This window comes from Bailinhaonella thermotolerans (assembly GCF_003594875.1).
In the GTDB taxonomy this organism is placed as follows: domain Bacteria; phylum Actinomycetota; class Actinomycetes; order Streptosporangiales; family Streptosporangiaceae; genus Bailinhaonella; species Bailinhaonella thermotolerans.
In genome coordinates this window covers 470511-492264 of the sequence record NZ_QZEY01000004.1, presented here as the reverse complement: position 1 = coordinate 492264, position 21754 = coordinate 470511, and the positions used below count along the sequence as shown (strand labels likewise).

Annotated in this window: 13 protein-coding genes; 4 read left to right on the top strand and 9 right to left on the bottom strand. The window is 75.1% G+C overall.

Features of this window, described 5'->3' with window-relative positions:
- Positions 1 to 4 precede the first annotated feature (4 nt).
- The gene (locus tag D5H75_RS14690) at positions 5 to 1687 is read left to right on the top strand and encodes a carbamoyltransferase family protein (protein WP_242454241.1); all 1683 of its coding nucleotides are present in this window, start codon (positions 5 to 7) and stop codon (positions 1685 to 1687) included.
- Between the two features lie 198 nt (positions 1688 to 1885).
- Here D5H75_RS14690 and D5H75_RS14685 read toward each other — a convergent pair whose 3' ends face one another.
- Positions 1886 to 3262, bottom strand: coding sequence for a N,N-dimethylformamidase beta subunit family domain-containing protein (locus D5H75_RS14685; protein WP_119926975.1), 1377 nt, complete (start codon positions 3260 to 3262; stop codon positions 1886 to 1888).
- A 507-nt stretch (positions 3263 to 3769) separates the two neighbouring features.
- On the opposite strand from D5H75_RS14685, the gene D5H75_RS14680 reads away from it, so the two are divergent.
- Entirely contained in the window at positions 3770 to 7702 is a 3933-nt protein-coding gene (locus tag D5H75_RS14680; RefSeq protein ID WP_202638145.1) for an endo-alpha-N-acetylgalactosaminidase family protein, read from the top strand.
- A gap of 231 nt (positions 7703 to 7933) precedes the next feature.
- On the opposite strand, the gene fmdA is transcribed toward D5H75_RS14680, so the two are convergent.
- The 7 genes from fmdA to D5H75_RS14650 all read right to left on the bottom strand — a co-directional run bounded on the left by fmdA (position 7934) and on the right by D5H75_RS14650 (position 15395).
- A complete protein-coding gene (gene fmdA, locus D5H75_RS14675) occupies positions 7934 to 9181 on the bottom strand; it encodes a formamidase (protein WP_119926973.1) in 1248 nt (415 codons plus the stop codon).
- A gap of 77 nt (positions 9182 to 9258) precedes the next feature.
- Complete coding sequence (locus D5H75_RS14670) at positions 9259 to 9537, bottom strand: FmdB family zinc ribbon protein (RefSeq protein WP_119926972.1); 279 nt, start codon at positions 9535 to 9537, stop codon at positions 9259 to 9261.
- A 116-nt stretch (positions 9538 to 9653) separates the two neighbouring features.
- The gene (gene rodA, locus D5H75_RS14665; RefSeq protein ID WP_119926971.1) at positions 9654 to 10841 is read right to left on the bottom strand and encodes a rod shape-determining protein RodA; all 1188 of its coding nucleotides are present in this window, start codon (positions 10839 to 10841) and stop codon (positions 9654 to 9656) included.
- Entirely contained in the window at positions 10838 to 12880 is a 2043-nt protein-coding gene (gene mrdA, locus D5H75_RS14660) for a penicillin-binding protein 2 (RefSeq protein WP_242454256.1), read from the bottom strand. The genes rodA and mrdA overlap by 4 nt, the downstream gene beginning before the upstream one ends.
- Complete coding sequence (locus tag D5H75_RS43035; protein ID WP_242454240.1) at positions 12762 to 13415, bottom strand: rod shape-determining protein MreD; 654 nt, start codon at positions 13413 to 13415, stop codon at positions 12762 to 12764. The genes mrdA and D5H75_RS43035 overlap by 119 nt, the downstream gene beginning before the upstream one ends.
- Positions 13405 to 14220 carry a rod shape-determining protein MreC gene (mreC, locus tag D5H75_RS14655; protein WP_119926969.1) on the bottom strand — a complete coding sequence of 272 codons (816 nt, stop codon included), beginning with the start codon at positions 14218 to 14220 and terminating at the stop codon, positions 13405 to 13407. Before mreC ends, D5H75_RS43035 begins: the two co-directional genes overlap by 11 nt.
- Before the next feature lie 143 nt (positions 14221 to 14363).
- Positions 14364 to 15395 (bottom strand): rod shape-determining protein, encoded by a 1032-nt coding sequence (locus D5H75_RS14650; RefSeq protein WP_119926968.1) that lies wholly within the window; start codon positions 15393 to 15395, stop codon positions 14364 to 14366.
- A gap of 236 nt (positions 15396 to 15631) precedes the next feature.
- On the opposite strand from D5H75_RS14650, the gene D5H75_RS14645 reads away from it, so the two are divergent.
- The gene (locus D5H75_RS14645) at positions 15632 to 16300 is read left to right on the top strand and encodes a helix-turn-helix domain-containing protein (RefSeq protein WP_119926967.1); all 669 of its coding nucleotides are present in this window, start codon (positions 15632 to 15634) and stop codon (positions 16298 to 16300) included.
- Between the two features lie 133 nt (positions 16301 to 16433).
- Here the strand turns inward: D5H75_RS14645 and D5H75_RS14640 are convergent, their stop codons facing one another.
- A complete protein-coding gene (locus D5H75_RS14640) occupies positions 16434 to 17969 on the bottom strand; it encodes a M28 family metallopeptidase (protein ID WP_119926966.1) in 1536 nt (511 codons plus the stop codon).
- 319 nt (positions 17970 to 18288) lie between these two features.
- Here D5H75_RS14640 and D5H75_RS14635 point away from each other — a divergent pair, with 319 nt between their 5' ends.
- Positions 18289 to 21567 carry an AfsR/SARP family transcriptional regulator gene (locus D5H75_RS14635; RefSeq protein ID WP_119926965.1) on the top strand — a complete coding sequence of 1093 codons (3279 nt, stop codon included), beginning with the start codon at positions 18289 to 18291 and terminating at the stop codon, positions 21565 to 21567.
- Positions 21568 to 21754 lie beyond the last annotated feature (187 nt).

Below are 21754 nucleotides of genomic sequence, written 5' to 3'. Positions count from 1 at the left end.
TGTCGTGGGAATCAACCGGACCCAGGACGGGTCCATCGCCGTCGCCGTCGGCGATTCGACCGTCTACAGCCTCCAGAAGGAGCGGATCAGCCGCCGCAAACACCACTGGGGGCGGCTCGGCGACCTGCCGGACAAGTACCTCCCGCACCTCCCCGCGCTCAAGGAGCCGGTCGATCTCGTCGTCGAGGGGTTCTCGTCGGACGACGAGATCGGGAAGCTGGAGGACTACCGGGCGGAGCTGCGCGAGACGCTCAACCTGAAGGACGACGCGCCGGTCGTCCTGGTGTCGCACCACCTCACGCACCTGTACAGCGCGTTCCCGCCCTCGCCGTTCGACCTGGCGGCGGGCATGGTCGTGGACGCGCAGGGCAGCCGCGTGCGCGACTTCACCGAGCCGGTCACGCTGCCGCCGGGCACGCCCGGGGACCTGCTGGAGATCAGCTCGTTCTACCGGTGCGAGCGCGGCAGGCCGGTGGAGTGCCTGGCCAAGCAGCTCTGGAGCGGCGACTGGGCCGAGCCGGCCGGGCTCGGCTGCTTCTACTCGCTCCTGACGCGCATGCTGTGGCCGACCGGCGAGGGCAACGAGGGCAAGGTGATGGGTCTTGCGCCCCTCGGCGACCCCGACGCGCTCGGCCTGCCCGACCTCGACGTCCGCGAGCACGAGGTCTTCATCCCGTCCGCCTGGATGGACGTCTTCGCCCGCACGGAGGACTTCGTGTACGGCGAGGCGGCGTTCGCCGAGAGCGCGAACCTCGCCGCGGCGGGTCAGCGCGCGTTCGAGCGTGCCCTGTCGCGCCTGGCGGACTGGCTCCACGCCCGCACCGGCCTGGACGACCTGGTCTTCGCGGGCGGCACCGCGCTGAACTGCTCGGCCAACGGCATCCTCATCCGCGAGTCGCCGTTCCGGGGCGTCTTCATCCCGCCCAGCCCCCACGACGGCGGCACCGCGGTCGGCTGCGCGCTGTACGGGCTCACCGAATGCCTCGGCCTGGAGACGGGATTCCGCTGGACGAACGACTTCCTCGGCCCGGACCCGGACCCGGACGAGATCGCGGCCGCGGTGCGGGCGCTCCCGGACGACCTGGTGGCCGAGGAGCCGGACGACCTGGTGGCGGCGATGGTCGGCCTCCTGGAGAGCGGCCGGGTCGTCGCGCTGCACCAGGGCCGCAGCGAGTCCGGCCCGCGCGCCCTGGGCAACCGCAGCATCATCGGCGACCCGCGGCGGCCGGACATGCGGGACTACATCAACTTCGAGGTGAAGGGCCGCGAGTGGTTCCGGCCGCTGGCCCCGCTCGTCCTGTCCGACCACGCCGAGCGCATCTTCGACGTGGACCGGCCCGCGCCGTTCATGCAGTACGCGGCGGACGTCCGGCCCGAGTACCGCGACCGGCTCCCCGGCATCACCCACGTGGACGGCACCGCCCGCCTCCAGACGGTCGAGCCGGAGAACACGCCCTTCCTCCACGCCCTCCTCACCGCCTGGAACGAGCGCACAGGTTCGCCGGTCCTCATCAACACGTCCCTGAACGGCCCCGGCGACCCCCTGACGGAGACGCCGGAGCAGTCCATAGAGACCCTGCGGAACACCGGCATGCACGCCCTGGCGCTCCCGCCGTACCTCATCCGCAAGCGCGAGGAGCCGCCGATCCCGGGCGAGGACTGGAAGGCCCCGCCGCCCCCGGTGTGATCGTCCTCATCCGGGAAGGGCGCCCGCGGACATCGCGGGCGCCCTTCCGCCGCGCCCTTCCGCCGCGCCCTCGCGCCGCGCCCTCGCACCGCGCCCTCGCGCCGCGCCCTCGCACCGCGCCCTCGCACCGTGCCCTCGCGCCGTGTTCCCCGGGCCGGGGGCCTGCCGGGGGGTCTGCCCGTGAGCCCGTCGTGGGCGTCAGCGCGGCGGGTTCCCGCCGGAGAGGCGGGTCAGGACGTTCCTCGTCACCCGCGCGACGTGACGGTTGCCCAGCGCCCGGGGCCAGTCCGTGGTCGCGGCGTTGAAGACCGTGCCGCCCCGCTCGTAGACGCCCAGGGTGGCGGCGGCGTTCCCGAAGCCCCAGCCGCTCGCCTTCGCGTCGCCCACGGCGAGGATCGTGAACGTGCGCGGGGTACCGTCCTCGCAGGTGGGAACGGCGGGCGACCTCGTGCGGCGGAAGTCCGCGCCGTCGCACTCGTAGCCGACGACGTACTCCTCCTCGCCGAACACATCACCGTCGCGCAGCCCGGTGCCCTCGTAGACCCAGTGGCCGGCGTGCTGGACCCGGTAGCCGACGCGGACCGGATGCTCGTCCCGGTCGCGTTCGCCGCCGTTGCGGAAGCTCACGCCGGTCAGGTGGTTCTCCGGGCGGCCCTCCTCGTGCCAGAAGCCCACCCGCGAGTACGTCACGTCGTCGTGGAAGACCACGCGCCACCAGCAGGTGTTCCCGCCGAAGAACGCGATGTTGCCGCCGTCCCCGACGTACCCCTCGGCGGCGTCGCGCATGGCCTCGCTCCAGTACTCGTCGTGCCCCGCGCTCACCATCAGCCGGTACGGCCGGAGCAGGGCGCGGCCCTCGCGGTGCAGGTCCACGTCGGTGCAGAAGTCCGCCTCGTAGCCCTCGCGCTCCAGCCACGCGGCGAAGCGGCCGTCCCAGTGGACGTAGGTCTGGCGCGGCGTCGGGTCGAACGGGTCGAAGTTGTCCACGTCGTACGGCGTCCCGCCCGTGCCCCCGCCGGGGCGGTGGACGGACACGCCGGTCGGCAGCGCGGGGTCCTCCGGGTGGTTGTACAGGCACCACTGGCCCCGCCCCGCCCCGGCGTCGTACGGCTCGCCGTCCACCGTGTTGTAGGCGTGGTACGTCAGGAGCGGGAGCTTGTAGAGGATGGGCGCGGGGGCGCGGTCGGGCGCGGGCCGTACGACGAACAGCGCCCGGGCCGACCGGCCGTCCGCCGTCGAGCGGTCGGGGTCCGACCGGTCCCGGCCCCGGCCGTCACCCTCGACGAGGATCGCGACGTAGACGCCCGGGGGCCAGCCGGCGGGGACCTCGAAGGAGTGCTCGGGCCAGGGGGCCAGCGGCTCCCCCGCCAGGCTCGTCCCCGGCCTCCCCCAGTCGGCGTAGGGCGGGTGGTGCGGCGCGTCCCGCCCCGGCAGCCAGCCGGAGCCGCCGTGCCGCGTCAGCCCGTCGCCGCAGCGGTGGAACTCCACCCGGAACTCGGGCGCGTCCGTCGCCACCCGCAACGTCACCCGTCCCCCGGCGCGCGGGCTGGGCTGCTCGGCGTACCCCCGGATCACCTGGCCACCCCCGTCGCCCGCCCCCGCGAGCCCGCCGATCCCGTGATGACGTAGAAGACTTACCCAGGTCAGAAGGCCGTCATAACTCTCCGTCACCGATCGCTTCGGATAGGTCACCGTATCCTCCGGCCGCGGAGCCGGAACGACGCCGCGATCTCGCCCGCCCCTCTCCGGACCTCCCCCCACCGCACCCCGCCCCGGCGGCGCCCGCCCTCGGACCGGCCGGGCTCTCGTGATCCCGCCCTCCGGCCATCCCGCCCTCCGGCCCTCCCTCCCGGGGCCTCCCTCCCCGGGCCTCGCGCCAGCAGCGGACGGGACCGGATCACGAGATCAGGCGAGCGGGTCCGCCCGATGATCGTTGGTGTGCGCGGGCTGCGCCGGGCGCGCAGATAAGTGCAAGAGCGCGCGATGTTTTGTCCATTGTGTCCCGGTGGGCTCGTGGATCAATGTGGGGCCGAACCCTGTCTCCCCGAAGGGAAGTACATGCGCCGGCGTACCGCAGCCGCCGTGATCGGCGTTCTGGCACTCTCCGGTTCCCTGGCCGCCGCACCCGCGGCCACGGCCGAACCCGTCCCCGCGCCGCCTCCCACGGCGGCCACCGACCAGCCCGTCCCGGGCCCCGATCCCAGCACGACCGCCCCCGGCCCCTCGGCCGCCCCGGCGGAGACCCCCGGCCCGGCCGGCGAGCCGCCGGCCACCCCCACCGCCGGCCCCGCGCCCACCCCCACGCCGTCCCCCGCCGCGACCCCCTCGGCCGAGGGCCGGACGCTGCGGTCGGCCGAGCTCACCGTCACGGTGGCCGCCGACTTCCCCCGCGTCCTGCGCTACCGCGCGAACCAGGGCGGGGCCGAGCTGACCGGCAGCACCTCCCCCGTCACCGCTGTGACGCTGAACGGCCGCGCCTACCCGGTCAAGGCCGCCCTCACCGGCGGCGACGACACGACCGCCCGCTACCGGCTGGCCTTCGAGGGCCTTTCGGGGGTCGAGCTGGAGGCGAGCATCGGCCTGTCCGGCCGGGTGACGACGTTCCGGATCGACAAGGTGACCGACACCGAGGCGTTCCGCGTCGGCACGATCGACATCCCGGGCCACGACCTGGTGTCCGTCGGCGCCGACCAGGAGGGCGCGGCGACCGCGTTCACCCGCCTGGACCCCGACTCCACCCGCACCGCCGACGTGTTCGCCCAGGTCACCGCGCAGACGCCGGTCGAGGCGGCCCCAGTCGGCGCGACGTACGCCATCGTGAACACGAGCGGCCTCGCGGCGGCGGTGGAGTCGAACTCGACGTACGACAAGCCGTCCGGCGCGACCGGCCGGGACGCGGCCAGGTTCTGGCACCAGGCCCGCAAGGACCCGTCGGGGACCGTCCGGGTGGGCGTGTGGAGCGGCCAGTGGACCCACCGCGGCGAGGGCTCCCCCGTCATCGAGGAAGCGCCCTGGGCCAAGGTCGTGGTGACCCCGGACGCGAACGCCGACCGGAAGGTGGACTGGCAGGACGGCGCGATCGCCTTCCGCGAGATCGGGGTCAAGGCCCTCGGCTCGGAGCTGACGAAGAGCCGCCCGGTCATCCACATCCCGTTCAACTTCGCCAGCCAGGCCACGCACCCGTTCCTGCGCACCCTGGACGACGTGAAGCGCGTCGCGCTGGCCACCGACGGCCTCGGGCAGCTCGCCCTGCTCAAGGGGTACGCCTCGGAGGGCCACGACTCGGCGCACCCGGACTACGGCGGCAACTACAACAAGCGCGCCGGCGGCCTGGACGACCTGAACACGCTGCTGCGCGAGGGCAAGGAGTGGAACGCCACGTTCGGCGTGCACGTCAACGCGACCGAGGCGTACCCGGTGGCCAAGACGTTCCACGACAAGCTGGTCGACCCCGCCGCCAAGGGCTGGAACTGGCTCGACCAGTCGTACTACATCGACCAGCGCCGCGACCTGAACAGCGGTGAGCTGGCCCGGCGGTTCAAGCGACTGCGCGACGAGACGGACCGCAACCTGGCCGCGCTCTACGTGGACGTCTACTACTCGCACGGCTGGATCGCCGACCGGACCCTGGCCGAGCTGCGCAAGCTGGGCTTCCAGGTGACGACCGAGTGGTCGGACAAGCTGGAGCGCTCCTCGCTGTGGTCCCACTGGGCCAACGACATGAGCTACGGCGGCGCCACCAACAAGGGGCTGAACTCCCAGATCATCCGGTTCATCCGCAACCACGAGAAGGACGTCTGGAACGCCCACCCGGTCCTGGGCAACGCCCGGATCGAGGAGTTCGAGGGCTGGACCGGCGAGGTGGACTTCACCGCGTTCACCCGGAACGTCTGGGAGCACAACCTCCCGGCGAAGTACCTCCAGCACCACCCGATCATGAAGTGGACCGACGACGAGATCGTCTTCGCGGACGGCGTCCGCGGCACCGCCAGGAACGGCAAGCGCGAGGTGTGGGCCGGCGACGCCAAGGTCATCGACGGCGGCAGCTACCTGATCCCGTGGGACGGCGGCAAGTTCTACCACTTCAACCCCGGCGGCGGCGCGACCACCTGGTCCGCCTCCGGCCCCATGGACGTCTTCAGGCTCACCGACCAGGGCCGCGTCCGGGTCGCCACCGTGACCCCGGCCGACGGGAAGATCACGCTCCAGGCCGAGGCCGGCGTGCCGTACGTGCTCTACCCGGCCGGCAAGGCCCCCAAGCAGGACAAGCCCGGCTGGGGTCAGGGCACCGGCGTCCACGACCCCGGCTTCAACGGCGACGCGCTGGACAAGTGGAGCACCGAGGGCGACGTCCGCGTCGAGGTCAACGACAAGGGCCACCGGGTCGCCCTCCTCGGCGGCGGCGGCGAGGCCGTCCTGGAGCAGCGGATCAAGGGCCTGACGCCGGGCGCGAGCTACGTCGCCTCGGCGCACATCGAGGTCGAGCCCGGCAAGACCCGGCGCACCGCGATCGAGGTCGGCGGCGCGCCGAAGCTCAAGGCCGAGAACGTCGTCGAGCGGTCCACGGCGAAGAACTTCATCAACGCCGACGAGAAGCGCGGCACGTACTTCCAGCGCGTGAAGGTCGCGTTCACCTCGCCCCGGGACGCCGTCACCCTGCGCGTCCGCGCCGGCGAGGGCGACGCGGCGGTGCGCGTGGACGACGTCCGGCTCGTGCGGAACCCCGCCCCCCGGGACGTCGAGGACTTCGAGCACGTGGACCAGGGCTGGGGACCGTTCGTCAAGGGCGACAACGGCCCGCCGTCCGACCCCCGCACCCACATCGCGCAGAAGCACGCGCCGTACACCCAGGCGGGCTGGAACGGCAAGACCGTGGACGACGTGATCTCCGGCGAGGAGTCGCTGAAGGTCCACGAGGAGCGGCAGGGCATCGTGTACCGGACCGTGCCGCACACCGTGCGCTTCCGGCCCGGCCACGCCTACGAGGTGTCGTTCAGCTACCAGAACGCGCTGGCCGGGACGTACTCCTGGGTCACCGCCTACGACAAGAACGGCCAGAGCGTGGAGATCCGGCGAACCCCGATCCCCGAGCGGCGCGCGACGACGCGGTTCACCGAGCGGGTGGTCGCCGGGTGCGGCGACGTGTGGGTCGGCCTGCGCTCGCTCCAGGCCCAGAAGGCCGGGGCGGACTTCATCCTCGACGACTTCGCGGTCAAGGACCTCGGGCCGTCGGGCGAGCAGCTCGCCTGCGCCTCGCTGGACGTCAGGGCGGGCGAGACCGTGGAGCCGGGCGCGGCCAACGAGGTGACCACCACGTTCACCAACGCCGAGGACGTGGCGGCGCAGGACGTCGAGGTCCGGCTCGCCGTGCCGGAGGGCTGGACGGTCACGGGCGACGGATCGGCCGTCACGGTCGAGCCGGGCGCGCGGCGCGCGGTCACCTGGAAGGTCACGCCGCCGATCGACGCGCCGTACCGGTCGTACCCGCTCAAGGCCACGGTGTCGTACCGGGTCGGCGGGGCGGCCAGGACGCTGGCCGCCGAGACGTCCGTGCGGACGCTGCCCCCGCCGCCCGCGAAGGACACGTGGGTGAGCGACATCGACTGGGTGTCGTCGTCGAACGGCTGGGGGCCGGTCGAGCGGGACATGTCGAACGGCCCGCAGGGCCAGGGCGACGGCACGCCGCTCACGATCGGCGGCAAGGTCTTCGCCAAGGGCCTGGGCATGCACGCCCCCGGCTCGGTGCGGTACTTCCTCGGCGGGCGCTGCACCGCGCTCACGGCCTCCGTCGGCGTGGACGACTCGCAGGGGACGCGCGGCACCGTGCAGTTCTCGGTCGTGGCCGACGGCAGGACCGTGGCGCAGAGCCCGGTGCTGAAGAACACCGACCCGGCGTGGGACCTGCGCGCCGACGTCAGCGGGGCCCGGCACGTCGAGCTGCGGGTCGCGGACGGCGGCGACGGCAACGGCAACGACCACGCCTCCTGGGGCGACGCCCGGCTGACCTGCGGCTGAGCCGCGGCCGGCCCGCGGCTGGAGCACGGCCGATCCGCGGCCGGCGGCCGTACGGCGGGCGCGTGGCGGCCCGGGACCCCGATCGGGTCCCGGGCCGTCCCGTTTCCTCCGGCGAGCCCGGCACCCCGGCCGGGGTCAGCAGGACACCGGATCAGCAGGACACCAGGCCAGCAGGACGCCACGTCAGCAGGACACCAGGTCAGCAGGACGCCACGTCAGCAGGACGCGGGGTCAGGAGGACGTCGCGCACCGGCCGCGGTCGGCCCGGCGGGGGCCCTCGGCGCCCGGGCGGATGTCGAAGTCGAAGATCGAGGTGGGCAGGTAGAGGGAGCAGCAGGCGTTGGGGATGTCCACGACGCCGCTGATCCGGCCCTCGATGGGGGCCGCGCCGAGCAGGAGGTACGCCTGCTCGGGGCTGTAGCCGAACGTCGTCAGGTAGGCGATCGCGTTCAGGCAGGCGTTGCGGTACGCCAGGGTGGCGTCGTTGTAGTGGTTGGTGTCCGTGTCGTGGTCCACCGAGATGCCGATGAACGAGACGAACTCGGTGTGCCTCGGCTCGACGTCGCCCGGCATGAAGACGGGGTTCGTGGTCACGCCGTACTTCTCCATGCCGCCCTTGATCAGGTCGACGTGGAAGTCGATGAACCCGCCCATCTCGATCGCGCCGCAGAAGGTGATCTCCCCGTCGCCCTGGCTGAAGTGCAGGTCGCCGCCGGACAGGAGCGCGCCGGGCACGTGCACGGGGTAGAAGACGCGGGAGCCGCGGCTGAAGTTCTTGATGTCGTGGTTGCCGCCGTTCTCGCGGGCCGGGACCGTGCGGGCGCCCTCGCGCGCCACGGCCGCCAGCGCGTCCCCGGTCAGCGTCCCGGCGAGGGTGTTCTCCTCCAGCGGGGGCAGGGCCAGCGGCGGCACCCGGTCCGGGTCCGTGGCGATCAGGGCGCGCTCGCGGGCGTTCCACCGGGCCAGCAGGTCCGCCGACGGCGCGGTGCCGAACAGGCCCGGGTGGGTGATCCCGGTGAACCGCACGCCGGGCAGGTGCCGGGAGGTCGCCTGCTGGCCGTGGAAGTCCCAGACGGCCTTGTACGCGTCCGGGAACCGGTCGGTGAGGAACCCGCCCCCGTTGGTCCGCGCGAAGATCCCGGTGTAGCCCCAGCCCTGACCCGGGACCGGGCCGGTCTCCTGGGGCACCGGGCCCAGGTCGAGGATGTCCACGACGAGCAGGTCCCCCGGCTCCGCGCCCTCGACCGCGATCGGCCCGCTCAGCATGTGGCACCGGCTCAGGTCCACGTCCCGCACGTCGTTCGCCGAGTCGTCGTTCCCGATCTGCCCGTCGGTCCACTCCCGGCACTCCACGCGGAACTCCTGGCCGGGCCGTACGACGGCCGCGGGCGGGATGTCGGGGTGCCACCGGTTGTGGCCGGGGACGGCCTGGTCCGCCATCGACCGGGCCTGGTCGACGCTGAAGACGACTTCGGGCATGGATGCCTCCGCGAGGGGATCGGCGGGATGGTCTCGGAGCGCCGGGCGGCGGGCACGGCGGGCCGCCGCCGGAGGGGTCAGGGCCGGGGCAGCCGGGCGTGGCGGGGGTCGGCCGGCGGTGCGGGCGGCCGGGCCGCGGGCGCGCGGGTGACGACCTCCGGCTCGTGCGCGCTCTTCTCCTGCGCCGCCAGCGCCCGCGCGAGCGCCCGGGGGGTGCGCGCGAACGACGGGCCGGTGAAGACGCGCCGCGCCGGGCCGCCGCACTCCGGGCAGTCCTCCTCGGCCGCGGCCTCCCCCATGGGTCGCGTCACGTCGAAGGGGCCGCAGTCGCCGCACCGGTACGCGTACGCCACCATGGCCGCCTCCTTCTCCTCCAGAGAAGAACCTTCAGAGATTCCTGTCAATCGCCGGCTGAGGCGCGGCTCGTCGCGCGCGGGTCCCGGCGGGGCGGACCGGTCCCGGCCGCGTGGCCCTAGTACGGCCGGGCGGCCTCGCGGCCGATGGAGATCAGGACGCCGACCGCGGCCATCGAGGCGACCACCGCGCTCCCGCCGTACGAGACGAACGGGAGCGGGACGCCGACGACCGGGACCACGCCCAGCACCATCCCGACGTTGACGAAGGTCTGCACCGCGAGCCAGCACACGATGCCCGCCGCCGCGATCGTGCCGTACGGCGAGGCGGCGTGCGCCGCGATGCGCAGGCCGCGCCAGATCACCGCCCACAGCAGGATCAGGATCAGCGCGGACCCGGCGAACCCCAGCTCCTCCCCCGCGACCGTGAACACGAAGTCGGTGTGCTGCTCGGGCACGAACCGGCCGCCGGTCTGGTCGCCGTGGAACAGCCCGCGCCCGAGCAGCCCGCCCGAGCCCACCGTGACCAGGGCCCGCGCCGCGTTGTAGCCCGCGCCGCGCGGGTCCGCCCCGGGGTCGGCGAACGCCAGCAGCCGGTCCACCTGATGCGGCTGGAGCAGGTCCAGCCACCACGCCAGCGCGCCCGCCGCGACCCCCGCTCCGGCGAGCAGGGCCAGCCAGCCCAGCCGTACCCGGGCCACGACCAGCACGCCGAGCACGGTCACCGCGAGGATCATGCCGGTGCCGAGGTCGGGCTGGAGCATCACGAGCCCGAACGGCACGGCGGCCAGCAGCAGCGCCAGCCCGAACCGGGCCGCGGGGGGCCGCCGCTCCCCGTGGTCGCCGAACAGCGAGGCCAGCCCCAGCACCACCGTGACCTTGACGATCTCCGAGGGCTGGAACTGGAACCCGCCCACGCCCAGCCACGAACGCGAGCCATTCACGGTCATCCCGAGCGGCGTGAGCACGGCGGCCAGCCCCAGGCAGCCCAGCAGGTACGCCGGGGGCGTCCACGCCCGCAGCGTCCCGCGCCCGGCGAACGCGATCACCAGCAGCAGCGCGAGCCCGAGCGCGACGTTGACGATCTGCCGTTTGAGGTACGCCTGCGGGTCCTCCCCGGCCGCGATCAGCCGGGGACGGGTGGACGACCAGACCAGCAGCACGCCGAGCCCGGCCAGCGCGGACACGGCGGCGAGCAGCCACCAGTCGGTGCCGCGCAGCGCCGAGTGCCGCACCCAGCGCACCCGCGACAGGTCGCCCTCGCCGAGGGCGCGGCGCAGGTGCGGCGACCGCTCCCCGAACCTCATTCGGAGTCCCCCTCGGGCGCGGCCTTCCCCGGCCCGGCCCCCTTCACGGCGGTCTCGCCGCGCGCGGCCCGCGCCTCGCCCCGCGCGGCCGGGGCCTCGGCCCCGGCGGCGTCCAGGCGGGGCAGGTCATCGGCGGGCACGCCGCCCGGCAGCGCCGCCTCGCGCCCGCCCAGGCCGTAGATCCCCTCCCAGATCTCGCGGACGGCGGGCGCCGCGGCGTCGGCCCCGGTCCCGCCGTTGCCGATCACCACGACCGTGACCAGGCGGGGCCTGCCCGCCGGGGCGTAGGAGGCGAACCACGAGGTGTCCCTGGCCCCGAACGACTCGGCCGTCCCCGTCTTCCCGGCCACCGCCACCCTCTCCCAGGGGAATCCGGCGAACGCGGCGGCGGCCGTGCCGGACCTGGGTACCTCGGCGAGCGCGTCGCGGATGTACTTCAGCGTCTTCTTCCCCACGGGCAGGCGGCCCTCGGCGGGCGGGGTGATCTCGCGCAGGACCCGCCCGTCGGCGGCGACCACCGCCCTGGCGACGCGCGGGCCGAACAGCGTGCCGCCGTTGGCCAGGGCCGCGTAGGCGCGGGCGAGCTGGAGCGGCGTGACGAGCACGTCGCCCTGGCCGATCGAGAAGTTGGCGGCGTCCCCGGCGGTCCACAGGTACCCGTGGGTGCAGCTCTCGGCGGCCACGGCCGTCAGGTACCTCGCCCGCGCCGGGTCCCTGCGCGCCAGCTCCGGGTGCCCGCGCCGCGCCTCCGCGCACGCCGCCTCGCGCGTGCTCTCCCAGTACGCCCGCTTCCAGGCCCGGTCGGGGACGCGCCCGGCGGCCTCGCCCGGCAGGTCCACGCCGGTCCGCCGGCCGAAGCCGAACGCGCGGGCGGTCTTCTGCATCGGGTCGGCGGGATTCTTCGCCTTCTGGTCCTTCCGCCACATCTCGTGCGCGAACCTGTAGTAGATCGTGTCGCAGGAGACCACGAGGGCGCGGCGCAGGTCCATCGTCCCGTGCCCGATCCCGCCGAAGTTCCGGAACGACCGGTCGCCCACCCGGTAGGACCCCGAGCAGTCGTAGCCGCCGCGCGGGTCCTTGCCCGCCTTCACGGCCGCGACCGTGGACGTGATCTTCCAGGTGGAGGCGGGGGGCCACTGCCCCTGGATCGCCCGCGGCACCAGCGGCCGGTCCCCCGAGGTCAGGCGCCTGTAGTCCGCCGGGGAGATCCCGCCGGTCCACACCCGCGGGTCGTACGACGGGTACCCGGCCATCGCCACGACCCGCCCCGTCCTCGCGTCGAGCACGACCGCCGCGCCCGTGGACGCGCCGGGCGCCCGCCGTACGGCCTTGGCCAGGGCCTTCTCCACGACCTCCTGGACCTTGGCGTCGATGCTGGTCACCAGGGTGGCGCCGGCCCTCGGGGGCTGCTCGCGCGCGACGCGCAGCACCTGCCCGGCGCTGTCCACGACCACCTCGCGGCGGCCCGGCGTGCCCCGCAGGTCCGCGTCGTAGGTCGCCTCCAGCCCGTCGCGGCCGACCAGGCGCGTGCCGCTCGGGTCCCCGCCGCCCGACACGTCGTCGGGCGCGAGGTAACCGAGCACGTGCGCGGCCAGGGGCCCGCCGGGATACTCCCGCACCGGCCGCGCCTCGGCCGTCACGCCGGGGAAGACCTCGGGCCGCTCCACGATCTGCAGCGCGACCCGCTCCTCCACGCCGTCCGCGACCGGGACCGGCTGGTACGGCGAGCCCGGCCAGCACGGCCTCCCCACCGTCGGCGAGCACAGCCGCGCCCGCCCGGCGATCTCGCCGTACGGCCTGCCGAGCGCCGACGCGAGGCGGCGCAGCACGTCGCGGCCCCGGCCGGGCAGGCGGCCGAGCTGGATCAGGTCCACCGACACGACCATGGCCGTGCGGTTGCGGACGAGCGGGCGGCCCCGGTCATCGACGATGCGGCCGCGCACCGCCGGCACGGTGATCTGGCGCACGTGATCCTCGACGGCGGCGCGGGCGTAGCGGCCCCCGTCCAGAACCTGCACCTGCCACAGGCGGCCGAACAAGACGAGAAAGAGCGAGGCCACGAGCAGATGCACCACGAACAGGCGAGAGCGGGAGGGACGTCGCATCGGTCATCCTCGTTGCCGTACGGCCGGCGAGCGCGAGCCACACCGGCACGATCATGGCCAGGGTGTACGCCACGGCCGGCGGCGCGGTGTGCGCCAGCGCGGACCAGGTGATCCGGGGGTCGCCGAGGAGCGCGTCCAGGCCGGGCAGCGCGAGCGTCCCGGCGAGCGCCCCCGCGGCCGCGACCGCCGGCCGGGGCGGGCGGCGTACGGCGCCGCAGGCGTATCCCAGCACGCACAGCACGAGCGCCGTGCGGCCGGCGACGTGGTCGGAGGGCGGGGACAGGTCCAGGGCGAGCCCGCCGCAGAACCCGGCGACCGTGCCCGTGAGCGGGCCGTGGACGGCCCCGGCGACGACCGCCACGGCGAGCACGAGGTCGGGCCCGGCGCCTCCCGGCCAGGGCAGCCGGTCGGCCACGGCGGCCTGGAGCAGCGGCGCGAGCAGCACGGCGAGCGCGAGCCTAATCGCCATCGCGCGCCTCCCCGGTGACGACCGCGACCGTGTCCAGCGCCGTGAACCTGGCGAACGGCCGCACCAGGGCGGTCCGGGTGAGCTGGTCGCCCGGCGGATCGACCCGCTCGACGATCCCGACGGGGATGCCCGGCGGATAGGGGCGGGTCCCCGCCGACCCGAACGTCTCCAGCCGCTGCCCGGCCTCCAGCCTCGCGTCGGCGTCGAGCAGGCGCAGCCGCAGCGGCCCGCCGCCGCGCAGCCCGGTGCCGGTGACCACGCCGATCTCCCCGAGCCCGGACACCCGCACGCCGGTGCTCGCGCCGGGGTCGGCGGCCAGCAGCACGGTGGCCGAGCCCGCCCCCGCCGCCACGACCCGGCCGACGAGCCCGTCGCCGCTGATCACGGCCATGTCGGGGCGGACGCCGTCCGCGCTCCCCGCGTCGATGGTGATGGTGTGCCCGTAGCCCTGGTGCCTGCCCGCGGCGACCACGCCGGCCATGACCAGGGCGCGGCGGGGCGCGGCGGCGGCGATCCTCTCCCGCTGGGCGAGGCGTTCGCGGGCCGCGCGCTCACTCCACAGCTCGGCCGCGAGACGAGCCCTGTCGCGCTCCAGCTCGCGCACGCGTTCCCGGGCCTCCCCCGCCCCGGAGGCGTCCGCAAGCGGGCGTGCCGCCGCGGCGAGCAGTTCCTGCGCCGGCCCGGCCACCGTCGCCCCCGCGGCCCGCAGGGCCGAGGCGTCCCCCCGCACGTCCAGCGTGATCAGGGCGGTGGACAGGGCCATCAGCACGCCGAGGACGAGCCGGGCACGATGCGCGCGATGCAATCTCCCCTCCCTTCACGACCGGCGGCCCGGACGCCGCGCCTCACGCGCGCGCGGCATCGCGGATGCCGTGCTCCTCCCGGGGACCGGCCGGTCCGCCGGATGCGCGGCGGCCAGGTGGCGGGCCGCCGTACGGGCTCAGGGGGTCAGTGCCGGGGTTCGGGCACCAGGACGCCCTGGAGCTGGTCGAACTCCTCCACGCAGCGGCCCCCGCCGAGGACCACCGAGTGGAGCGGATTCTCGACGACGCGGATCGGCATGCCGGTCACCTCGGCCAGCCGCCGGTCCAGGCCGCGCATGAGGGCGCCGCCCCCGGTCAGCGCGATGCCGCTCTCGATCAGGTCGCCGGACAGCTCCGGCGGGCACTGGTCCAGGGTCGTCTGCACCGCGTCGATGATCGCGTTGATCGGCTCCTGGATCGCCTCGCGGATCTCCCCGGCGGTGATCCGCACGGTCTGGGGCAGGCCGCTCACGAGGTCGCGGCCCCGGATCTCGGTCTCGGGCTCGTCCTCGGACGGCCAGGCCGAGCCGATCGCCATCTTGATCTCCTCGGCCGTGCGCTCCCCCAGCAGCAGCCCGTGCTCCTTCTTGACGTGCGCGATGATCGCCTCGTCGATCTCGTCGCCGCCGATGCGCACCGACCGCGCCGTCACGATGCCGCCGAGCGCGACCACGGCCACCTCGGTCGTGCCGCCCCCGATGTCCACGACCATGCTGCCGACCGGCTCGTTGACCGGCAGGCCGGCCCCGATCGCCGCGGCCATCGGCTCCTCGATGATGTAGACCTGGCGCGCGCCCGCGTGGTAGCCCGCCTCCTTCACGGCGCGCTGCTCGACCCCGGTCGTGCCGCTGGGCACCGCGACCACGACCCGGGGCTGGGCGAGCAGCCGCTGCCGGTGCACCTTCTGTATGAAGTAGCGGAGCATGCGCTCGGCCACCTCCAGCTCGGTGATCACCCCGTCGGCGAGCGGACGGATGGCCACGATGTGCCCGGGAGTGCGCCCTATCATCCGTTTGGCCTCGCTGCCCACCGCGACGATCTTCTCCGTGCGGGTGTTCACCGCCACGACCGAGGGCTCGTCGAGCACGATGCCCCGGTCGCGGACGTAGACGAGCGTGTTGGCCGTGCCGAGGTCGACCGCCATGTCACGGCCGAGGAAACCGAGGGAAAACCGCATGACGACACACAGCTTTCGGGACGATTCAACGAGGCCGGGAAGGCGCGCTCCGCACCCGGAGGAGCACGCCGGGTTGCTCTGAATCAATTCTATATCGGGCAAAGAACATGTAAGAGTAATCAAATTCCGCGTGTTGCCCCCGCTTCCCCTGAGCGCTCCCTGACCGCCGCGGGTACGGATGACCAGGCGCGCCGCGCGAGCCGGCCGCGCTCAGGGGATCGACGAGGGGGCCAGCGATGACCGAGACCGGACCCATGCCGGGCGACCTGGGCAGGCGTGTCGCGCACCGGCGCGAGGAACTGGGCCTGAGCCGCCAGGAGGTCGCCCGCCGCGCCGACATGGACCCCGGCTACCTGGAGTACCTGGAGGAACGCGCCGCCAACCCGCGCCCGGGCGCCCTCCTGCGCCTCGCCGACGCCCTCGGCACCTCCCCCGAGGCGCTCCTCGGCGGCACCGTCGAACGCCCGCCGGGCGGCTCCGGCCGCGCCCTCAAGCCCGAGCTCGAACACCTGGACCCGGAGGAGTGCCTGCGCCTGATCGCCCCCGGCGGCGTGGGCCGGGTCGCCTTCGACGCCCTCAACGGCCCGACCATCCTCCCGGTCAACTACCGCCTGCATGAGGGCGCCGTCGTCTTCCGCACCCGCTACGGCGGCCTCCTCGACGAGGAGCTGCACTCGGGCATCAAGGGCGCCGAGATCACGGTCGCCTTCGAGGTGGACCGCCTCGACGAGGCCATGCACGCCGGCTGGAGCGTCCTCATCCAGGGCCCCGCCCACCTGGCGGAGCGGGAGGAACTGGCCGACCTCGAATCGGCCCACGTGGAACCCTGGCCCGGCGGCGACCGCGGCCTCTACATCCGCGTCTCACCCACCCACATAACCGGCCGCCGCATCCACCCCGCCTGACCCCGGCCGCGCTCACGCCGTACGGCGGGCGCGGCCCGGGACGGGGCCGGCAGGGGCGGACAGGGGCGGACAGGGGGAAGGGGCGGCGCGGGGCCGCCCCTTCCCGTGGTGCCGGCGGGCCGACTCCGGTGGGTCAGCGGGCCGCGTGGTCGTGCTCCGCGGGGGCCGCCGCCGTCTTGGCGGTGGCGGCGGGGCGGGGCGGGATGGCGCGCAGGTTCAGCGCGAATCGGGCCGTGGAGTCGGCGATGGCGTCGCTGTCGACGTCCAGGGCGGTGAGGTTGACGTTGGCCATCGTGTCGCAGGCCTGGTGGTAGCAGACGTCGTAGGCGACGCCGGCCTGGCCGCCGAACAGCGCGGCCTCGGCGGGCGTCTTGATGCCCTCGGCGCCGGTGAAGATGCCGCCGGCCGGGATGCCGACCGCGATGAAGGGGCCGTAGTCGCTGCGGCCGTCGAAGTCGGTGCCGACCGTGGGCAGGTTCCGGCTCTTGTAGAAGCGTTCGAGCTGCTGCTCGATCTCGGCGGAGCCGGGCGGGCCGGCCGGGGAGCCGACGCCGTCGGAGTTGTCGCCGTCGTACAGCTTGTAGGCGTAGTTGGGCGAGGCGACCATGTCGAAGTTGAGGTAGACCCGGATGCGGGCGCGGTCGGCCGCGGAGAGCTTGTCGACGTACTGGTCGGAGCCGAGCAGCCCGATCTCCTCGGCGGCCCAGAACGCGAAGCGGACCTTGTTCTTGACCGGGAGGCGGCCGAGCTGGATCGCGGTCTCCAGGATCGCGGCGCTGCCCGAGGCGTTGTCGTTGATGCCGGGGCCTGCCGGGACGCTGTCCAGGTGCGCGCCGACCATGACGACGTTGCGCGGGTCGCCGGCGCGGGTCTCGGCGATCACGTTGTGGTTGACGCCGAGGACCAGGTCGCTGTCCACCTTCAGGCGGACGGTCGCGCCGGGCGTGCTCGCCAGCTCGTTGCCCACGGCGAAGTCGGCGAACACCATCGGGATCCCGGCCCGCCACTCGCCGATGTCCAGCGGGTACGCGTCGGTGCGGCCCGGCTGGCCCTCGTTGAAGACGATGACGCCGGAGGCCCCGGCCCGGCCCGCGTTACGGATCTTGGTGGCGAAGCCGCAGGTCCCGCGCTGGATCAGCGCGATACGGCCGGCCACGAACCCGGCGAAGTCCGACGCCTCGCAGCCGCTGGTGGAGGTCGGCGTGGGCGTGGGCGGCAGCACCAGGTCCACGGCCTGGACCTGGGCCGTCACGTCTCCGGGCGGGGAGGGCCTGAAGGTGAGGAAGTCCTCGTTCGGGACGTACGTCTTGGGCGTGGGGGCGGTGACGCTCAGGACCGGCGGGCTCTTCTCGCTCCAGCCCTCCACGAAGTTGATCGGCTGCAGGGTGACCTTGTAGCCCGCCTTCCGCAGCTTGCCGGCGACGTAGTCGCGGGACGCGTCGTAGCCGGGGGTCCCGGCCGCGCGGTTGCCCCCGTTGGCGGTGGCGATGGCCTGGAAGGCTTCCAGGTGCTTCTTGACGTTCTCGCCCTTGACCTTCTTCACCAGGAGCCGGGCGAAGAGGTCGTCGGCGGGCCCGGCGTCGGCGGGTACGGCCAGGGCGATCGGCAGGACGAGGGCCGCGGCGAGGGTGACGCCTCGCGCCCACGCCCGCCGGATGGAGACACGCATGGTTCCTCCAGCGGGACCAAAGGTGACAAGATCCCCCGTAGTACGCGCCCTTGAAGGTAACCCTAAAAATCCCCCTCGCCTAGAGCCTCCCGCCCGGTCCGCTTCGCCCCCTTTCCCCCGGCCCAACCGGCGGCTCCCGCCCCGCCGCCGCCGCACCCGCCCCGGGCCCGGCGAGAGCCGTACGGCGGGGCGCGGGGCGGGTACGGCGCCGCGGGGGACGCCGCGCGAGCCGTACGGCGCGGGCGGCGGCGGGGCGCGGCCCGGCGGGCGGGAGGGAGGGGCGGGGCGGATTGTCGGTGGGGGTCGCTACCGTGGCCGCATGAGATTCGGCGTGCTCGGGCCACTGGCCGTGTGGACGGAGGAGGGCGAGGACGTCCGGGTGCCCGAGGTCAAGGTGCGCGCGGTGCTGGCGATGCTGCTCGCGAACGCCGGCTCGGTCGTGCCGGCCGACCGGCTGATCGAGGACCTGTGGGACGGCGACCCGCCCGCGCGGGCGCTGGGCACGCTGCGCGGCAAGATCTCACAACTGCGGCGGGTGCTGGAGGAGGCCGAGCCGGGCGGGCGCGAGCTGGTCGTCCACCGCGCGCCCGGATACGCCCTGGTAGGCGCGGGCACCGACGTGGCGCGGTTCGAGGAGCTGCTCGACCTCGCGCGGCGGGCTCCGGGCGCGCGGGAGCGGGCGGCCGTGCTCGCCGAGGCGCTCGGGCTGTGGCGGGGCCCGGCGTTCGCCGAGTTCGCCGACGAGGGCTTCGCGCGGGCGGTGACGACACGGCTGGAGGAGCGGCGGCTGACCGCGCTGGAGGATCTCGCGGAGGCGCGGCTGGAGCTGGGCGAGCACGCCCTCGTCGCGTCCGAGCTGGCCGGGCCCGTCGCCGAGCATCCGCTGCGCGAGCGGCTGCGCGCCGCCCACCTGCGGGCGCTGCGCGGGTCGGGCCGCCGGGGCGAGGCGCTGAGCGCCTACGCCGAGGTCCGCGAGCGGCTGCGCGAGGAGCTGGGGGTGGACCCGGGGCCGGAGCTGACCGCCGTCCACCGGGACCTGCTCGCCGAGGAGCCCGCGCCGCCCGCCCGCACCAACCTGCCCGTCCCGCTGACCCGGCTGATCGGGCGCGAGGAGGCGGTGGCCGAGGTGCGCGCGCTGCTCGGCGCCCACCGGCTCGTCACGCTCACCGGCCCGGGCGGGGTCGGCAAGACGCGGCTCGCCCGCGAGACGGCCGCCGGGCTGCGCGAGCCGTACCCCGACGGGGTGTGGCTGGTGGAGCTGGGCGCGGTCGAGTGGCCGTGCGAGGACAGCGTCTCCGACATGGTGACGAGCACGCTGGGACTGCGCGGGGAGACGGGCGCGACCCTGGCCGACATGCTGCGCCCCCGGCGCACGCTGCTCGTGCTGGACAACTGCGAGCACCTGGTGGAGCCGGTCGCGCGGCTGGCCGGATCGCTGCTGCAGGCCGCGCCGGGGCTCACCATCCTGGCGACCAGCCAGGAGCCGCTGAACGTGCCGGGCGAGGTCTCCTGGGCGGTGCCCCCGCTGGAGCTGCCCCCGGAGGGCGCCGGCCTCGCCGAGTCGCGGCGGGCGAGCGCGGTGCGGCTGTTCACCGAGCGGGCGGCGGCGGTGTCGCGCGGGTTCGCGCTCGGCCCGGACAACGCCGAGGCGATCGCCGCCATCTGCCGGCGGCTGGACGGGCTGCCGCTGGCGCTGGAGCTGGCCGCGACCCGGATGCGCGCGCTGACCCCGCGGCAGCTCGCGGCGCGGCTGGACGACCGGTTCGCGCTGCTGGCCGGGGGCACGCGGGGCGCGCCGGCCCGGCAGCAGACGCTGCGCGCGATGATCGACTGGAGCTGGGAGCTGTGCTCCGAGGAGGAGCGCGTCGTCCTGCGCCGCCTGGCCGTGCACGCCGACGGCTGCACGCTGGAGGCCGCCGAGGCGGTGTGCGCGGGCGGCGGCGTGGCCCCCGGCCAGGTGCTGGACCTGCTCGCGCGGCTGGTGGACCGATCGCTGGTGCTGCGCTCGGACGGCGGTGACGGCGCGGAGGGCCCGCGATACCGGCTGCTGGAGTCGGTGGCGGCCTACTGCGACGAACGGCTGGCCGAGGCCGGCGAGCTGGACCGGGTGCGCCTGCGCCACCTGGACTACTACGCGGACCTGGCCTCGCGGGCGCGGCTGCGCGGGCCGGAGCAGCGGCGCTGGCTGCGGCTGCTGGACGCCGAGAGCGCCAACGCGCGCGCCGCCGTCGAGGGCGCCGCCGGACTGCGCGCGGCGGGGCCGGCCCTGCGGCTGGTGAACGGCCTGGCGTGGTACTGGATGCTGCGCGGGCGGCTCGACGAGGGCTGCCGCCTGCTGGACCTGGCGCTGGGCATCCCAGGCGACGCGCCCGCGGCCGACCGGGCGGAGGCGGCGGCGTGGCGCGCCGGGCTGGGCCTGCTGGCCGGCGAGGGGCACGGCGACCCGGTGGCACGGGCCCGGGAGGCGCTGGCGATGTTCGACGGGGTGGAGGACCCGGCGCGGCGGGCGCACGCCGAGTGGTTCCTGGCGTTCGCGCAGTACGGCCTGGACGACCTGGCCGCCGTCGAGGCGCTGGCGGCCCGCGCGCTCGCGACCTTCCGCGCGCTCGGCGACGCCTGGGGCGAGGCGGCCGCGCTCACCACCGTCATGATCCACGCGATGATGCGCAGCGACTTCGCCTCGGCCGAGCGCGACGGCGAGCGCGCGGCCGCGCTGTTCGCCGACCTGGGCGACCGGTGGGGCAGGCTGCGGGCGCTGGAGCCGCTGGCCATGCTGGCGCAGGTCCGGGGCGACTACCCGCGCGCCCGCGCCCTGCACGCCGAGGGCCTGTCGATCGCCGAGGACCTCGGGCTGTGGCTGGAGGTGTCGCGGGAGCTGACCGGCCTCGGCCGCATCGCCATGCTGACCGGCGACTACGCCGAGGCCGAGGAGCTCCACGAGCGCGGCAGGCGGGTGGCCGTGGAGCAGTCCCACCTGCCCACCCAAGAGTTCGCCGAGCTCGGCCTGGCGATGCTGGCCCGCCGGCAGGGCCGCCTGGACGAGGCCGAGCGCTACCTGCGCCGCTGGCTCGACTGGCTCCGCCGGATCAAGGGGAGCCCCGGCATGGCGCTGTTCCTCGCCGAGCTCGGCTTCGTCGCGCAGCTCCGCGGCGACTCCGCCCGCGCCCTCACGCTCCACCTGGAGGGATACACCGCGGCCCGCCGCACCGGCGACCCCCGCGCCATCGCCCTGGCGCTGGAGGGCCTGGCCGGGGCGACGGCGCTCCTGGGCGACGACGCCCGCGCGGCCGCGCTGCTCGGCGCCGCCGCGGCGGCCCGCGCCTCCGTGCTCGCGCCCCTGCCCTCCGGCGAGCGCGGCGACGTCGACCGCATCACGGCGGGCCTGCTGACCCGCATGACGGAGGAGGAGTTCGCGGCGGCCCACCGGCGCGGCGGCCGGACCCCGCACGAGGACCTCGTGCCCGCCGGCCTCGCCACCGCCCCCGCCGACCTCGCCGACCTCGGCGACCTCGGCGACCTCGCCGCCTCCCCCGGCGATCTGGGCACGTCTCCCGGCGGCCTGGGCGCCTCGCCCGCCGGGCGCCTCGTCAGCCGCTGACCTTCCGGAGGGGGCCGCGGGTGGCACCGGTCCCGAGGTCTCCGGCCGGCGCCGGAGCCACGGAGCCCGGCGGGCCGGGGCCGCTCCACGTCGGCGCGGACTGCCCGAAGGGGTCCGCGCGGGCACCAGAGACTCCGGGGTCCGGCCGGGCTCAGGCCGTACACGATCGGCCGCTAAGAGGGCGTAT

Coding starts and splice junctions, on each gene's coding strand:
- fmdA (WP_119926973.1), bottom strand. CDS start 9,181: ATGCCCGAAGTCGTCTTCAGCGTCGACCAGGCCCGGTCGATGGCGGAC.
- D5H75_RS14670 (WP_119926972.1), bottom strand. CDS start 9,537: ATGGTGGCGTACGCGTACCGGTGCGGCGACTGCGGCCCCTTCGACGTG.
- rodA (WP_119926971.1), bottom strand. CDS start 10,841: ATGAGGTTCGGGGAGCGGTCGCCGCACCTGCGCCGCGCCCTCGGCGAG.
- D5H75_RS43035 (WP_242454240.1), bottom strand. CDS start 13,415: ATGGCGATTAGGCTCGCGCTCGCCGTGCTGCTCGCGCCGCTGCTCCAG.
- D5H75_RS14650 (WP_119926968.1), bottom strand. CDS start 15,395: ATGCGGTTTTCCCTCGGTTTCCTCGGCCGTGACATGGCGGTCGACCTC.
- D5H75_RS14645 (WP_119926967.1), top strand. CDS start 15,632: ATGACCGAGACCGGACCCATGCCGGGCGACCTGGGCAGGCGTGTCGCG.
- D5H75_RS14640 (WP_119926966.1), bottom strand. CDS start 17,969: ATGCGTGTCTCCATCCGGCGGGCGTGGGCGCGAGGCGTCACCCTCGCC.
- D5H75_RS14635 (WP_119926965.1), top strand. CDS start 18,289: ATGAGATTCGGCGTGCTCGGGCCACTGGCCGTGTGGACGGAGGAGGGC.